10 protein-coding genes and 1 tRNA gene are annotated in these 16,116 nt (G+C 58.6%); 6 read left to right on the top strand and 5 right to left on the bottom strand.

Going from position 1 to position 16,116, the window contains the following annotated elements:
* Position 1: 1 nt before the first annotated feature.
* The 3 genes from N655_RS0110900 to N655_RS0110890 form a co-directional block, all read right to left on the bottom strand.
* Entirely contained in the window at positions 2–976 is a 975-nt protein-coding gene (locus tag N655_RS0110900) for a tyrosine recombinase (RefSeq protein WP_081823813.1), read from the bottom strand.
* A gap of 39 nt (positions 977–1,015) precedes the next feature.
* Positions 1,016–1,954, bottom strand: coding sequence for a site-specific tyrosine recombinase (locus N655_RS0110895; protein ID WP_026443022.1), 939 nt, complete (start codon positions 1,952–1,954; stop codon positions 1,016–1,018).
* A gap of 63 nt (positions 1,955–2,017) precedes the next feature.
* On the bottom strand, positions 2,018–2,743 hold the full coding sequence (locus N655_RS0110890; RefSeq protein WP_026443021.1) for an SDR family NAD(P)-dependent oxidoreductase: 726 nt from the start codon (positions 2,741–2,743) through the stop codon (positions 2,018–2,020).
* Positions 2,744–2,860: 117 nt separating this feature from the next.
* On the opposite strand from N655_RS0110890, the gene N655_RS0110885 reads away from it, so the two are divergent.
* Positions 2,861–3,538: a DUF4232 domain-containing protein gene (locus N655_RS0110885; protein ID WP_026443020.1), complete on the top strand. Its 678-nt coding sequence runs from the start codon at positions 2,861–2,863 to the stop codon at positions 3,536–3,538.
* 18 nt (positions 3,539–3,556) lie between these two features.
* Here the strand turns inward: N655_RS0110885 and N655_RS0110880 are convergent, their stop codons facing one another.
* Positions 3,557–4,000, bottom strand: coding sequence for a carboxypeptidase-like regulatory domain-containing protein (locus tag N655_RS0110880; protein WP_026443019.1), 444 nt, complete (start codon positions 3,998–4,000; stop codon positions 3,557–3,559).
* Between the two features lie 193 nt (positions 4,001–4,193).
* On the opposite strand from N655_RS0110880, the gene N655_RS0110875 reads away from it, so the two are divergent.
* From N655_RS0110875 to N655_RS18465, 3 genes are all read left to right on the top strand, one after another.
* Positions 4,194–4,270: transfer RNA gene (locus tag N655_RS0110875), tRNA-Pro, on the top strand.
* A gap of 185 nt (positions 4,271–4,455) precedes the next feature.
* Positions 4,456–5,340: a hypothetical protein gene (locus tag N655_RS0110870; protein ID WP_155987571.1), complete on the top strand. Its 885-nt coding sequence runs from the start codon at positions 4,456–4,458 to the stop codon at positions 5,338–5,340.
* Positions 5,337–6,071 carry a class I SAM-dependent methyltransferase gene (locus N655_RS18465; RefSeq protein WP_044934478.1) on the top strand — a complete coding sequence of 245 codons (735 nt, stop codon included), beginning with the start codon at positions 5,337–5,339 and terminating at the stop codon, positions 6,069–6,071. The genes N655_RS0110870 and N655_RS18465 overlap by 4 nt, the downstream gene beginning before the upstream one ends.
* Before the next feature lie 19 nt (positions 6,072–6,090).
* On the opposite strand, the gene N655_RS18460 is transcribed toward N655_RS18465, so the two are convergent.
* The gene (locus N655_RS18460; protein WP_044934475.1) at positions 6,091–8,178 is read right to left on the bottom strand and encodes a protein-disulfide reductase DsbD family protein; all 2,088 of its coding nucleotides are present in this window, start codon (positions 8,176–8,178) and stop codon (positions 6,091–6,093) included.
* Between the two features lie 218 nt (positions 8,179–8,396).
* On the opposite strand from N655_RS18460, the gene N655_RS0110855 reads away from it, so the two are divergent.
* A complete protein-coding gene (locus N655_RS0110855) occupies positions 8,397–12,023 on the top strand; it encodes an outer membrane beta-barrel protein (protein WP_238324680.1) in 3,627 nt (1,208 codons plus the stop codon).
* A 341-nt stretch (positions 12,024–12,364) separates the two neighbouring features.
* Positions 12,365–16,063, top strand: coding sequence for an outer membrane beta-barrel protein (locus tag N655_RS0110850; protein WP_026443016.1), 3,699 nt, complete (start codon positions 12,365–12,367; stop codon positions 16,061–16,063).
* The last annotated feature ends 53 nt before the right edge of the window (positions 16,064–16,116 follow it).

The raw sequence follows: 16,116 nt of genomic DNA, 5'->3' as shown, positions 1-16,116 counted from the left end.
ACTACTTCGCCCTGGGATGGGTCCGATCATACACTTCAGCCACCTGTCTGGCCGTCAGTTGTGTGTATCTCTGCGTGGTCGATAATCTCTCATGTCCCAGCAGCTCCTGGATGGCGCGCAGGTCTGCGCCCTCCTCCAGCAGATGCGTCCCAAAAGCATGACGTAATGTGTGCGGATGGACTTCCGCTGGCAGTCCGCTGGCCACTGCCAACGTTTTTACGATGCGCCCTACACTGCGCGTCGTCAGCCGCGGGTTGCCGCGAATCCTGGCATTCAGCAGCAGCGCCGGGGAGTGTTTTCCGGCGCCCTGCAACCGCTGCTGCCGCTCTGGCAGATACGCCCTCAAAGCCTCTGCTGCCCCGTCTCCCAGCGGAACATATCGCTCCTTACGGCCTTTCCCGCGTACAAGAATGGCGTCGTTTGTCCAAAGAATGTCGTCCAGATCCAGGCCGACGAGCTCCGCATTGCGAATTCCACAACCATAGAGCAGCTCAAGAATGACGCGGTCGCGCGCAGGCCACGCCGCGGTCTCTTCCTTCACGCCGTCCACAGCGCGGTTCATCTCCTCGATCGTGGGCACACGCGGCAGGTGCCGGGGCAGCTTGGGGGTCGCCACCAGCGCTGCCGGGTTCTGTTGCACATACCCTGCCTTTGCCAGCCATTTGAACCAGGACCGGATGGCCGCCAGTGCTCTCGCGACTGAGGCTTTGGACAAACCCTTTGCATAGAGTGTTCCCAGGTAGGCGCGGACCTGCAGGTGTTCAATCCTTTCCAGTTCCACCTGCGTCCCCTGCGCACGGGACAGGTACTCCGCGAATCCGCGCAGCTCTCGTTCATAGGCCCGCAGTGTGTGCGGAGAGGTGCCGCGCTCGTTGCCAAGAACAGACAGAAACTCCTCCACAAGCACCTTTGCTTGCGGCTTGCCTTCCCGCCCAACCAGCCTTTTCGGTTGAACACCAAAATCCGCTTCTGTCATAAAGCTCGTTCCTGGTAGATGCCAAAAGGTCTCGCCCATTCATTCCAAAGGACTTCCTGCCCCTGCGGCCGGGCCTCTGCGCCCCCGCGGATGGTGCTGGCGGACCACCGCCTGAAGCCTCCCCAGCGCTACATGCGTATACACCTGCGTCGTCGCAATGTCTGCATGTCCCAGCAATGTCTGCACCGTCCTCAGGTCTGCGCCATGCTCGACCATATGCGTGGCGCAGCTGTGCCGCAACTTGTGCGGACTTGCGTGCACATCATGGGACTTCACCATCCGCCAGATCCACTGGCGTGACAGCGGCCTGCCCCGCGCGGAAAGAAAGACCTCATGATATCGACCCTTGCGGGCCAGCAGTGGACGTCCCCGTTCCAGATATTCCTTGACCGCCCGGATGCACGGCACACCGAGCGGTACCATTCGTTCCTTGTCTCCCTTGCCCCTCACCATCGCCCGTCCGGCCTCCAGCGACAGATCGGCAACACACAGCCCGGTCAGCTCAGAAACCCGCAGACCGCCCGCATATAACAGCTCCAGGATGGCCCGGTCCCGCAGGGAAAGTGCGTCCGCCTCCGGATGTCCGGCAGCCGTTGCCGCCTGCTCCAGCATCGCATTCACCTCAGCCGCAGCCAGTGACTTCGGCAGCACCTTCCATGCATCCGGTGATTCCAGATTGACCGTAGGATCATTCGGAATGCGCTTGTCTCGCAGCAGCCATTGATAATATCCGCGCAGGCAGGAAAGTTTTCTTGCGATCGAGCGGGCCTCCACAGCATGATGCCGCAGGTGTTCCAGAAATCCGGCCGCATCCCTCTGGTCCGCCGCAACCAGCCGTTTGTTTTCTCGTTCCAGATACTCGGCAAACTGCAGCAGGTCCCGCTCATAGGCCGCACAGGTCAGAGGACGCAGCCCCTTTTCTACGCGCAAGTAGTTCAGGTACTCTGCGATGCTCTCTGTGTTGCGTACCGGGTCCACACTCTGATTATCTGCGCTGCCCGCCTTGGCCGGAACACGATGTCCTGCCCGATGTACCAGACTTTACAGCCCTAGGCCCCCGTCGACCCCCAGAATCTGTCCGGTGATAAAGTGCGGTCCGGTAGCAAAAAACATCACCGCCGCGGCCACATCTTCAGGTCTGCCATTGCGTTTCATCGGCGTCTTCTGCGCAAAGTATTCGTAGTTCTCGGGCACTTCTCCATTCACAATCATTCCCGGGGCCACGCAGTTCACGCTGATCTCCGGAGCAAACGCCTTGGACATGGTCTGTGTCAGCATGTGCAGGGCGGCCTTGGATGTGCAATAGTGCCCATGCGTCGGCCACGGGTGCAGCCCTCCCAGAGAGCCAATGTTGATGATCCTCCCACGCACTGCCTTCAAGTGAGGATACGCAGCCTTCGCCATCAGAAAGGGCCCGCGCGTATTTGTCTCAAACATGCTGTCCCACTGGGTCACGGAGATTTCTTCCAGCCTGGCCGTCTCAAAAGTGCCGGCATTGTTTACCAGCAGGTCCAGCCGACCAAAATGCTTTGCCGTGGCCGCCACTGCCTCCTCCACGTCCGCAGGATTGCGCACGTCGCAGCGTATCCCCAATGTGGCCACGCCCAGCGCACGCAGGTCCTCAAGTGTGCGTCTGGCCTCTTCTTCCGAGCTGCGGTAGGTAATCGCGACGTCTGCCCCGGCACGGGCCAGCGTCAGGGCCAGTGTGCGCCCGATACGCCGGGCCGCGCCCGTGACCAGCGCGGCCTTTCCCTGTAAACTATCCATATACCTTGATTTTACCTGCTGGATCTGCGTCGCTTTCCGGCAGGCGTATCACCCGGACTGCAACACAAGCAGTGCATCCGGCATCCAAGCCACTTAAGCAACGTCTGAGGCCGTACCATGCTCTCCCAGCTACCCCGCATTGCTGTTTTTGCTCTCGTCGTGTACCCGTTCCTGGCAGGGTGTTCCCATGCGGCCCATAACAGCCTTGCAAATGGCAGCGCCCCCGGCCTTAAAAACGACGACGCACCACTCCTGCGGACCGAAGGCAACCCGAATGCGCCCTATCTCGTCGCTGCGGCGAAACCGCAGCTCCTGAAGCGCCCAGAATCGGGAGACACCAGCGCCGCCGGACCCTGCGACAGCCGGGACCTCACCGTGACAGAGATTGCTGCCTCCGTCAATGGCGACTATCACGCGGTCAAACTGGCCTTTTATAACCAGGGCCTGGCTCCCTGCAGGATCAGCGGCTTCCCCACCGTGTCCCTTCTGGATAAAAACGGCGACCCAGTCTCCAGCATCAAGGTGGAAAGAGTGACGGAGTCAACCGTCCGCGCGAAACTTGCCCAGGGGCCGGTTCAGTCGGCCTCGGTCACACCCCAGCCCAGGCTGCTGATTGCTCCTCGCGGCGAAGTCTGGTTTCAGATGGGATGGACCACGGGTGAGGGCTGCCCGCAGATTTCCCGCATCGCAATCTCCGCTCCGGGATCATCGGACACTTTCACCATCAATCATCCTCTGGCCGTCTGCGATGGAAGGATCGAAATCACCGCCCTCTATCCGGACGATGCAGACTGAGTGCCACACAGAAGTCCCTTAATGCGGCTGCTGGGAATGGCCCTCCTGAGACGCAGGCGTGGTCACCTCATCCTGCCCTCCTACCTGTGAGCCGTCGTGCTTTTCATAGATGGAATACTGGCGTCCCGGTGGATTCAGCTTCACCTGGATCTCTTCCGTCGGTCCTTCCAGCACATAATCGGCCCCATAGGTCTGGAAGCCCTTTGCTATGACCTGTAGCCGCACCGTATCGCCAATCGGAATGACATCCAGTACGGCCTTGCCCTCTTCATTGGTCTTGAGCTCCATGTTGCCGTCATCTTTACCATTCCTGATGGGATGAAAAACCACTCCGGCATTCTCAACAGGTTTGCCATTGGTCGCCTTCGTGACTGTGACCGTGATCTTGCATGTGGGCGGCGGCGGTGTGTACTTGCGTCCGCGCTTCATCTGTTGTGCCGCCAGCACCAGCGGCAGACACATGCCTAAAACTGTGATTTTCCGGAGCACTGCTGAAACCATGCCTTTGATTGTAAGGAACAGACGCCGCCCCTGAGAAGGGCCACGGCCCTGCTGGCCTCCTCATCGGATCCGGCCGCACTCCTCTCGGCCGCCAGGTCTTCCACAGGTAAACAGACCATCAAAAACCGTGTACACTGAAAAAGACCTCTGTTGTCGGGACGTGGCTCAGCCTGGTAGAGCACTCGCTTGGGGTGCGAGGGGTCGGCAGTTCAAATCTGCCCGTCCCGACCATTGGATCCTTCTCCCTGCGGCCTCGCAGGGGCGCTTTCAAAATACCCCAAATCCCGATACCCCGAGTCCTGGACCTGACCTTTCCCGCCTCCCCTGGAGTGTGACACCATCCCGCCTTGCTCTCCAGGGCGCGCCGTAAAATCAATGCTGTGGAGCTTGCCCCCCAAATCTCTGTCTCTCGCATCTTGGGAAAGCGCCTTGGCCCCACAGTTTTCCATCGACTCGCCCGGCTGCTGAGCATCTGGCACCTCACCAGCCTGGATGCACCGACGGTTGCGGTCTGCTGGTGTCTCGCTTTGGCCCGTGTGACTCACACCCATCTGCCTCTCTGGGAGCCCGCCGCTCTGGGACTCGGCACTTGGTCTGTCTACCTGGGTGATCGACTCCTGGACGCCAGACGTGCCATGGTTCCCCTGCGCACGCGGCACTGGTTCCACTGGCGGCATCGCCTTCTGTTTTTGCCTCTGGCCGTCATCAACCTTCTGGTGGCTCTGGCCCTCGTTGTCTGGCAAATGCCCGCGGTCATTCGCGAACATGACTCATTGTTGGCACTGGCCGCAACAGTGTATTTCGTGACCGTTCATAACCGCGGGACGCAAAATCTCCATCCTCATGAACGGTCCACCGCTCCGGCAACCGGCAGTCCGGCTGCGATACTTCGCCATTGGTTCTCCAAAGAGGCCATCGTCGGGCTGATTTTCGCGCTGGTCTGCGCAGCACCTGCTGCCGCATGCCCCGCCGGCCGGTTTGCTGACCTGTTTCTGCCAGTCTCGGCCTGCTTCCTTCTGGCATGGATGAACTGCTGGCTGATTGAACAATGGGAGGCCGGACACAGCGGAGGCACATCGCGCCAGATCGCTTTTGCCCTGGGGATGCTGCTCCTCGGCACCGCCGATTTGCTTCTTCATGCCAGTGCCGCCGGGGCCTTTCTTCTTGAGCTTGCTGCCAGTGCTCTCTTACTGGCCTGGCTGGACCGAAACCGGACCCATCTGAAGGCCCTCCATCTGCGCGCCGCCGCCGACCTGGTCCTGCTGACCCCCTTGCTGGGACTTCTGCATTCGAGATCATGAGCACCCGCAGGCAGCATCCTCGGCCCGGCTCGATTCCGCATTTTTGTTTGCTCGCACGACCATACCGCTGGCTGGAATACCTGAGCTTCGGACATGCACTGGAACGCTGCCGCTTTACATTTCTGCATACGATGGCTGGACAGAAACGCGCGCTGGTGCTGGGCGATGGTGATGGACGCTTCACAGCGCAACTGCTGGCGCAGTCACCGGACTCCAGGGTCCATGCCGTCGATTGCAGTGCCGGGATGTTGGCGGCGCTTTACCGTCGGGCGAAAAAGGTGAACGCCACGGACCGGTTGACCCTGGAACAGGCGGACCTGCGCGAGTGGAACGTCCCACGCTCCGCATCCCTGAACCCTCCCTTCGATCTCATCGCGACCCACTTCTTTCTGGACTGCCTCACAACTGCTGAGGTCGCACGGCTGGCGCAACGTGTCTCTGCTCTCTCCGGCCCAGGCGCATTCTGGACCATCTCAGAATTTGCTGTTCCCTCAGGCGGCTGGATGCGTCCTGTTGCCGCAGCCGTGGTCTTTGTCCTCTACCGAGTGTTTCGCCTGCTCACCGCGCTCGGTCCGCAGCAACTGCCCGACCATGCCTCAGCACTTCAATCTGCGGGATGGCGGCGCGTCCAGCGCTGCGAGTACCTGCGGGGCCTGCTGATGAGTGAACTCTGGCAGCAAAGTGCGGCGACGCCCGCCGGAACGGAAAACGCCATCACACAACCATCCTGAGCCAGAGACCGGTGATTCCTCAGTGTCTTCCCTGGGCCTCATCCAGAGCATGCAATACAATCCCCGGAGTCAGCACCTCGGGAAGCACCTGCGGAGGGTCCTGCGACGAAGCGGCATAAACTGCATAGGTCGGCACCCCGCTGCGACCCAATGCATTCAACGCCTGCGTGATGGCCTCATCGCTGTTGGTCCAGTCTGCGCGCACCAACGCAAAATTTCCCTGCCGAAACTTCTGCTGCACATCGGCGCGTTGCAAAATGACACGCTCATTCACCTGACAGCTGAGGCACCATTTGGCCGTGAAATCCACAAAGACTGGCCGTCCTTCCTGGCGGAATCGCGCGACGATCCCCGGAGAAAACGGCTGCCATTCTGAGGTTGCTGCCGCGCGCGCCCGGACCGGGACTTCTGCCAGGCGGCTCGCAGAAACAAGCGACACTGCCGCCGCACCCAGTGCCACCAGCACCGCCGCTATCGTTGCCGTTCTCCGGGCCGGCCAGCGGCCCAGGATCCACCCGGCAACCGCAAGCAGAACAAACCCGCTCAGCAGACCAGTCAGTGCATTCGCCCCCGCGGTCTGCGTAAACAGCCACACCAGCCAGATCACCGTTCCAAAAACAGGAATGGCTGTGGCCTGTTTGAGGAGCTCCATCCAAACTCCCGGTCGCGGCAGGACCCTCGTCCATGCGGGTTGAAACGTCAACAGCAGGTAAGGGGCAGCCAGGCCCACCGCCAGCGCCGTAAAAACCAGAAAACTCACCAGCGCCGAATGCGCCAAAGCATATCCGATGGCTGCCCCCATGAACGGGGCCGTGCACGGCGTGGCCACAATGACCGCCAGTACGCCCGTAAAAAAGCTGCCGCTGTTGCCCTCTTTTGCCGCCAGGCCGGAACCCACGCTCGTCAACGAAAGTCCGATCTCGAACATCCCGGCGAGCGAAAGCCCAAGAAAAAACAGCAGCAGCGCCATCATCGCAACAAATCCCGACGACTGGAACTGAAAACCCCATCCCAGTTGCCGCCCGCCAGCACGCAGCAGCAGAAGCAGCGCGACGATAAACCAGAACGAAACCAGGATGCCAAGCGTGTACACCAGCCCATGTACACGGAGTTTCCGCCGTTCCTGCGCTGAGGAGTGCAGTAGCGACAACCCCTTGATAAAAAGCACCGGAAACACACACGGCATCAGGTTCAGAACGATGCCTCCCAGAAAAGCCAGCCACAACACCCGAGCAAGCATCCCCGCGCTGCCCGCAGCGTCCGCTTGTGCCCCCAGCGTCCCCTGGACAGCATTCACATCAAAGGCACGCCCGCCGGCAAGCACCACCAACCCATGCAGAACATCGGGCAGCTTTTGCAGGTTTTCATCTTTCTTGATGTCAATCCGCACTCCATTCTTCAGCGGAGTTACTTTTTGCGGCGCGGCATTGGCCATCTGATTTTGCTCAAAGGGAAAGAACTCGGCTGCGGTCTCGCGTTCTCCCGTCAGGACGGTCAGAGAGAATCCGGTCGCCGTCGGAAGGAACCTCGCCTGCATTCCCGCCGGCAGCGGCTTTGGCAGTGTTCCTGCCATCCGGGCCATGAGTTGCTCGTCGCTGTCGATCAGACCAGGAGCGTCCGGCTGCGCCGCAAGCGCCTTCCTTTCCACATCCAGTTGCGCCTTGCCAGGAATGCAGACCTCGCGGCAGACCAGCCAGTCTGCCTTCGCACCCAGCACGAGCTTGCCGTCTGCAGGCGGTCGGAAGTCCCGCCCGACGTGCATGGGGACCGGAAAAAGCACTTCATTTTCATATCCGAAGTCCATCAGCGGCCCTAGGGGAAGCCGCTTCGGTACTGGAAACTGCATCGGCCCAGCGCTTATCTGCTTCGGCAGCGTCCAGCGCAAATGCGGCGGTTCACCGGAGTCCCCGGCATTGATCCAGTACACATGCCATCCCGGCTCCAGCCTGAAATACAGCCCCGCCGTAAAACTCTGCCCGGGATAAATCTCCGCTGGGGGTACAACCAGTTGCACGCTCAGATGCGGCGCGCTCGCCGTCGATGCAGACCATCCATAAGCCGCGGTCATCAGCAGCACAAGAAGAAAAAAAAAGGCTCGCGCACGCATGGTTTCATTGTAGGACGCAGAGGGCGGCCCTAACGTTATCCCGCAGGCCTTCGCCGGCTGTTTTCCGTCGGCGCAGATACAAAAATCCTTGACAGTGTATTTTTTCTTCCACTAATCTCCTCGTTGAAGTTGCTAAAGGTCTTACCTAGTTTAGAAAACGATTACTCAAGAAATATTCGAACGGACCAAGCGGCCCCGTTTACAAGGAGGCAATCCCAGTGATTCCAGGAATACGTTTCCACAAGTTCGCCTTTATCCTTTTGATACCACTGCTTCTCACCCCGCTTTACCCCGCCTTCGCCCAGCTGGACACCGGCTCTCTCGATGGCACCGTCACAGACTCGAGCGGCAGCGTCATTGCGAATGCCGCCGTCACCCTGACCGAACAAAATGCCGGCACCAAATATCAGGGCAGGACCTCCTCCACCGGATACTATGTCTTTCCGTCCGTCCGCCCCGGCACCTACACCCTCACGGTCGCTTATAGTGGCTTTCGTGACTTTCAGAAATCCGGCATCCGGGTCTATATCGGTACACGCTTCTCGCAAAATGTGACCATGCAGGCCGGCGCAGCCACTGAAACCGTGCAGGTCACGGCGAATGGCCCCGGCCTGGAAACCTCCACCTCCGACATCGGTACTGTCATCACTTCCGAGCAGGTTGAGGAACTCCCGCTGGCGGTCTCCGGTGCGCTTCGCTCGCTTCAGACGCTCGAATTTCTCACCCCAGGCGCTGTCGGACCCGGCACCTCCGGTGGTACGACTTACGCCAAGATTGATGGCGGCCAGACCTTGGGCAGCGACTATCTGCTCGATGGCATCAGCACACAGCGCTCGGAAAATGGGTCCGGCCTCTTTGACCAGACCACGCCTTCGGTCGAGTCCGTACAGGAGTTCCGCGTCGAAACTACCTCCCTGCCTGCTGAGTTCGGCCGCACTACCGGCGGGTTGGCCAACTTCAAGACCCGCAGCGGCACCAACAGCTACCACGGCGTCATCTATGATTTCTACAAAAATGCCGCTCTGGACGCCAACAGTTGGTTTAACAACGGATACCTTGCCCTGAACGCGGGAAACCCCTCCGTACAAAGCCAGTTCAAACGCCCTCCAGACACCAAGAACGACTATGGCATCACCATGGGTGGTCCGGTACGCATCCCCCATCTGTACGACGGCCGCGACAAGACTTTCTTCTTCTTCTCTTTTGAGGAGCTGCGCTATAACAACGGCGGTACGGCCCTCAGCACCGTTCCCACGGCCGCAGAGCGGAATGGAGATTTTTCTGCTACCTTGGGCGGCCCTGTGGCCGGGAACCCCGTCAACCCATGCACCGGCCGGGTCCTGCTCACTGGCCAGATCTTCGACCCCAACACGACCCAGACCGTAAATGGAGTGATGTGCCGCACCGAATTTCAAAACAACCAGGTCCCCACCAACCGCAGCCAGTTGGCACAGAAAATCCTGGCCTACATTCCTCCACCCAATCTCCCCGGACAGATCAACAACTTTGCCTACTTCACCACCAGCACCAATACCCAATCGGTTTACGGCATCCGGATTGACCAGAACATCGGCACAAGACATCGCCTCTTCGGCTTCTGGAACTCACGCGAAAACTACACGCCGGGAAATCCAAACTTCCCCTTCCCGATTGATACCGGTCCGCAGGTGCAGGACTTTTACGCCAAGTACTTCCGCGGCGGATGGGACTACATTCTTTCACCCAGCATCCTGAACGAGTTCGTCATCGGCAGTAACCGCATCAACAGCTACAACTCATCTCGCGCTGCACTCTCCGGCAAAGACTGGGACCAGATGCTCGGCATCCAGAATGGCTATGGGCCAACATTTCCCGTATTCAGTCTTGGCCAGGATGGCCCCACCATCGGTCAGGCCAATGCCGATGACAACGTAGACAACGCCATCGCTGCTTATGATTACGTCAACTGGCAGAAGGGTGCCCATAGCATCCGCTTCGGCGGGACCTTCCGCTGGCAGCAGTTCTCTTACATCAACAATGGCGGGCAGGCCGGTTCCTTTAACTTCTTCCGCAACCAGACCGCTGGGACAAACAATGAGATCGGTCCCACAGGGAACAGCGTTGCGGCCTTCCTGCTCGGGGTCCCGGGGGATGAAAACCGCCAGATCTTCTACCATCACCCCCGCTGGATTTCCCACTACTATGGCGCTTTTCTTCAGGATGACTGGAAGTTCCGTCCCAACCTCACCTTCAATCTCGGTTTCCGCTGGGATGTGGATACACCGCGCTGGGAAGCTGAAGGCAACAGCTCTGCTCTCAATCCGACCGCGCCCAACCCCGGTGCCAATGGCATTCCTGGCGTACTGGAATTTGCCGGCAAAGGTGCAGGACGCAATGGCAATATGCAGGAAACCTGGGCGGACGTCTACCGCAAAGACTTTTCTCCGCGCATCGGTTTTGCCTGGTCTCCGGGCTTCCTTCAGGGCCTGTCTGTACTTCGCGGCAATTACAGTATTTACTACGGCCCGCTCATCTATGCGGATTATGGACAGGGCCTGACCCAGGGCTTTACCGCCAACCCCAACTATTTCAATGCAAACGGCTTCCTGCCCTGGGGGCCACTGGACAACGGCTTCCCCACTCCTCCCAGCGGCATCAATCTTGACCCCACCCAACTGAATGGTCAGGCCATAGACTATGTCGGCAAATCCTATGGCCGCCCGGCGATGGTCCAGTCCTGGTCCCTTGAGGTCCAACAGGAAATTGCCAAAGACCTCGTCGGCACCATCGGATATCTGGGGCAGCACTCGACTCGCCTGCACGCGCTGCTCATTTACCTCAATGACATGCCGGAAAAATACCTCCAGCTTGGCGACACCCTGAACGCAACCATCAATTCTCCGCAGGCCATCGCTGCAGGCATCAGCGCGCCCTACCCCAACTTCACCAACACCTGGGGGCCGGATGTGACCGTCCAGCAGGCACTACGCCCCTTCCCGCAGTATGGCTATATCAATGGAGACAGCTACCTGCAAAACACCGGCCAGGCCACCTACAATGCTTTGGAAGCGAAGCTCCAGCGGCGTTTCAGTCAGGGCCTGACTTTGCTGGCCTCCTATACTTTCTCGAAAACCATCACCGATGCCGACAGCATCCAGCCCTACTGGAACACCCTGCTCAGCCAGGGCGGCACCCAAAACCCCTACAATCTGAAGGCAGAAAAGGCCGTCAGCGCGCAGGACGTTCCTAATAATTTCGTCGTCAGTTACCTCTACGACTTGCCCTTCGGCAAAGGCCGCAAATTTCTTGCCAACGCCCACCCGGTCGTCAACCAGATCCTTGGTGGTTGGCGCATTGGCGGCATCCAGCGCTATGTCACCGGACAGCCCATGAGCTTTTATGGCGCCATTGGCATTCCCGGCTTTGACAATGGAATCCGCTTCAACCGGGTCCCCGGGGTCTCAGTCTATAGCGATGTGGCCCGGAACCATAAATTTAATCCCTTTAACTACACCGGCCCCTGCAATGGTACCGGCTATTTCAACTGCGCGGCCTTCGCCGACCCGAATGCAAACCGCAACGGCGGTCCGTACCACTTCGGCACCATGCCGCGAAACTCCGCCGACATCCGCACCTTCAACTATGCAGACGAGGACATGAACCTCAACAAGACATGGCAGGTGCACGAGCAGGTGGGCATTGATCTGCGCCTGGAAGCCTTTAACGTCTTCAACCGCCATGTCTTTGCCAAGCCTGATACCAACCCATACGACCCGTCCTTTGGGCAGATCCTGAACCAGTTCAACACCGGTCAGCTCGTCCTCGGACCGCGAAACATGCAGGTCGTACTGCGTATTCATTATTAGAAGCTCCTGAAGGACTTGCCGGCTGCGGGGCCCTGCCTCGCAGCCTTTTCTTTTGGCAGGCGTCCTCGGTCCTGGACCCGTGTCTTGCTTGTCCCCTCCGTGCAGACATTGAAGTAATCGTTTACACAGTCGCCCCAAAAACCTTCTCTGGTCCCACTGGTGCTTGGCCTGTTTACTAGGGAATCATCATAAAATCTGGCTCAAAAAAATTCTTGACAACGATTTTTTTCGACACTATCCTCTGCACTTGAAATTTTCTTGTTGTACTTTTGCGGACAGTTCGGAAAACGATTTCTAAATTCTTTTAAGAAAAACACCAGGTGTTATCCAGGAGGCGCTGTATGAAATTTTTTGGTTTTGCGGGAATACGTTTCCGCAAAGTGCCCTCGTTTCCTTCGCTTTCCTGCTTTGCGCTCACGTCCCTTGCTCTTTGCTCTCTTCCCGTGTTCGCCCAGACCAACCAGGGCGCCATCGCAGGCAATGTGCAGGATGTGACCGGAAGCGTCATCGGAGGGGCCAGACTCACTGCCGTTGAAGAAAACCGGCATACCACCTACGAAACCGTTTCGACAGGGGCAGGTGCCTACCGGTTCCCAAATGTCAATATTGGCACCTATGACATTACCGTCACCGCTACGGGATTCAAAACTGAGACCGTGCACGGCGTCGTGGTACAGGTCGGGTCCACCAGTGCCGTCAATGTCACTCTTCAGGTCGGGGCTGCGCAGGAGACCGTCACCGTCCAGGGAGACGCCCCGACGATTCAGACCGAAACCTCGGACGTCTTCGGCGTCATTACCTCCAAACAGGCCCTTGATCTTCCTCTGAATCTGAATGGAAGCGTGGTCAGCGCCATGCGTTCGCCTGAGGCGTTTGTCTTCCTCATGCCCGGCACTGCCGGTCCGGGCACAGCAAATGGAAACGGCGGCACCTTTGAATCCAAAATCTCGGGCGGCCAGGCCTATTCCACTGAGGTCCTTCTCGATGGGGCCAGCATCTACCGCTCGGAAAACGGCTCCTCTTTCGATGAGACCGCTCCCTCGGTCGAAGCCATCTCAACCTATAAAGTGGAGCTGTCCACCATGCCGGCTGAGCTGGGACGGACCACCGGCGGCATTGAAAGTTTCAGCACCACGGCCGGCACCAACAAGTTTCACGGAAAAGTCTACGACCTGTTCAAAAACGAGGCACTGGACGCCAACAACTGGGGAAATAACCTTTACCTCTCTTACTACAAGGACGACCCCGCACAGCGCGCGAACTACCAGCGCCCTCTGGACAAAAAGAACGACTACGGCGGTACTCTCGGCGGCCCGGTCTGGATCCCGAAACTCTATAACGGCCGCGACAAGACCTTCTTCTTCTTCTCCTGGGAGCAGTACCGGCAGACCACCGGCGGCATCAGCACCGATACCATCCCGACTCCAGCCATGCTCAATGGAGACTTCAGTGCATATCTCACAACGACTCCCGTAGGCACGAATCCATGCGATGGGTCGACCATCTACCAGGGACAGATCTTTGATCCCCGCACCACCCGACTCGTCGGCTCCAATTACTGCCGCACCGCCTTCCCTGGGAACAAGATCACCAATTATGCCCTCAGTTCTGCGGCCCAGAGCATCATCAACAACCTCAAGAGCTACTATCCCGCTCCGCAGACCAGCTCCCTCACCAACAACTACGTCTATCGCTGGACCTTCCCCATTCTGGACACCTCCATGACCGTGCGCGTGGACCAGAACCTTACCCCGAAGCAGAAGATGTACTTTACCTACAACTCGCGCGACAACACCCGCCTCTCCACCAATCCCTGGCTCCCCTCCGTGGCTGGGGCAGGTCGTAACCAGGACTTCTTCACTCACTATCTGCGCTTCGGCTACGACTATGCCTTTACTGCCACTCAGCTCAATCACTTCAATCTGGGCTATAACCGCACCAACAGCGGCAATTATGGCGCCGGAATTCGCTATGGCGGCAACTGGGATTCCAAGCTCGGCATTAGCAATGGCGGCGGCCGCACTTTCCCTGCCATCGTAGTCGGCGGCTATACCGGCTTCGGCGACAACGTGGACGGAGACACCATTGACAATGGATATCGTCTGAACGACACCTATACCTGGATCCACGGCAGACACGAAATCAAGTTCGGCCTGGACTACCGCTATCAGATTTACTTCCCACTCAGCCACGCCGGAGAAAGCGGAGAACTCGACTTTGACTCCTATACCACCTCGGCCACAAATGGTACCGTCGCGACTACCGGCAACGGTCTGGCCAGCCTGCTGACAGGACAGGTCGGCTACGCCACGCTGACGTCCTATGCCAACCAACCCAAATGGCTGGCCCACTATTATGCGTTGTTTATTCAGGACAACTTTAAGATCACACCTACCCTTACCCTGAACTACGGCCTGCGCTGGGACGTTGACGTTCCGCGTCGCGAACGGGACGATAACACATCCAATATTGATCTTTCTGCTCCGAACCCTGCCGCCGGCAACCTTCCCGGCGTCCTGGTCTTCGCCGGAAAGGGCCAGGGCCGCACCGGCGTCACCGGAGAGACCTGGGTCAAGCCCTGGCACAAAGATTTTGGCCCGCGCGTCGGTTTCGCCTGGTCGCCCAAGGCCATGGACAACAAAATGGTCGTCCGCGGCGGGGCAGGCATCATCTACGCTGCTATGATTTACGCCGACTTCGGCACAGACCTGCGCACCGGCTTTCAGGCAAACCCCGGCTTCTTCAGCCCCAATGGATTCGACCCGTCCTTCACCCTCGATGCTTCTCCGGGATTCCCGGCCTATACCAAACCACCGAACCTCGACGGCACGCAGTTGAATTTCAACGGGCCGACCTACATCTCTCCCAACTTCAACCGGCCCGGCATGGTGGAAAACTGGAGCCTTGGTGTACAACACCAGTTAGCAACCGACCTGATCTGGGACATGACCTACGTCGGCCAGCACTCCACCCACCTGCGTTCTACGTTTGATTGCTGGAACTGCCTGCCGGAAAAATACTTTGCTCTGGGAAATACCTTGAGCGCACCCATAACTTCCGCAGCCGCGCAGCAGGCCGGAGTCCATTTGCCCTACAGCACATTTCCTACTTCGCAGACCGTGGCCCAGGCCCTGCGCCCGTATCCGCAGTACTTTGGCTTCAATACCGACTGCTGCCTGGAAAACCTCGGTCAATCCAGCTATCATGCGCTGGAAACCTCTCTCCAGCGGCGCTTCCATGATGGACTGAATCTGCTGGCGTCCTACACTTGGTCCAAGACACTTACCGACGCTGACGATGCCCTGCCCTATTTCTCCAACCTGCACGGCGGCGGCGTCATCCAGAACCCCTTCAACAAAAAGACCGAGAAGGCCATCAGCAACCAGGACACCCCGCAGACCTTCGTGCTGAGCTACCTGTATGAACTGCCCTTCGGCAAGGGAAAGAAGTTCCTGTCGAAAGGCGGTGTCGTGGACAAGGTTGTCGGCGGATGGCAGATCGGGGGTGTACAGCGTTATCAGTCCGGCCAGCCCATCTCCTTCTACTGCGCCACGGGCATTCCCGGCTTTGATAACTGCATCCGGTATAGCCGCGTCCAGGGACAGCCTCTGGCCAGCAACTGGGTCCGTAACGGACACTTTGACGTGGCAAAACAGGCCATTTTTAGCAATGATGTTTACAATCCGGCGACCAACCCCAACCCATATCGCTACTTTAATTACGGTGCTATGTATGATCCCAACAGCGCCAGTCTGGTCAACTCGCGGGGATATGTATTCGGCGACATGCCCCGCACCACAAGCGAGATACGCAGTTTCCGTTACCTCGATGAGGACTTCAGCATCATTAAACGTATCCCCATCACAGAGGGACTCACCTTCCGATTTGAGGCCGATATGATTGACGCGTTCAATCGTCATATCTTTAACCGGCCCAACACCGACGGGCCCAACGATTACTACACCTTCGGCTTCGTCAGTCCGACCTCGATGGTCAACGGACCGCGCAACGTACAGTTCCTGATGAAAATCGAATTTTGATCCTGGACCGCATCAGGACTTTCCGGGCCGCCCACCTTCGGCGGCCCATTTTG

It is taken from the genome of Pseudacidobacterium ailaaui (assembly GCF_000688455.1).
GTDB lineage: Bacteria > Acidobacteriota > Terriglobia > Terriglobales > Acidobacteriaceae > Pseudacidobacterium > Pseudacidobacterium ailaaui.
The sequence above is the reverse complement of the archived record's forward strand: the minus strand, read 5'-3'. Positions and strand labels throughout refer to the sequence as shown.

Coding starts and splice junctions, on each gene's coding strand:
- N655_RS0110900 (WP_081823813.1), bottom strand. CDS start 976: ATGACAGAAGCGGATTTTGGTGTTCAACCGAAAAGGCTGGTTGGGCGG.
- N655_RS0110890 (WP_026443021.1), bottom strand. CDS start 2,743: ATGGATAGTTTACAGGGAAAGGCCGCGCTGGTCACGGGCGCGGCCCGG.
- N655_RS0110885 (WP_026443020.1), top strand. CDS start 2,861: ATGCTCTCCCAGCTACCCCGCATTGCTGTTTTTGCTCTCGTCGTGTAC.
- N655_RS0110880 (WP_026443019.1), bottom strand. CDS start 4,000: ATGTGTCTGCCGCTGGTGCTGGCGGCACAACAGATGAAGCGCGGACGC.
- N655_RS18465 (WP_044934478.1), top strand. CDS start 5,337: ATGAGCACCCGCAGGCAGCATCCTCGGCCCGGCTCGATTCCGCATTTT.
- N655_RS18460 (WP_044934475.1), bottom strand. CDS start 8,178: ATGCGTGCGCGAGCCTTTTTTTTTCTTCTTGTGCTGCTGATGACCGCG.
- N655_RS0110850 (WP_026443016.1), top strand. CDS start 12,365: ATGAAATTTTTTGGTTTTGCGGGAATACGTTTCCGCAAAGTGCCCTCG.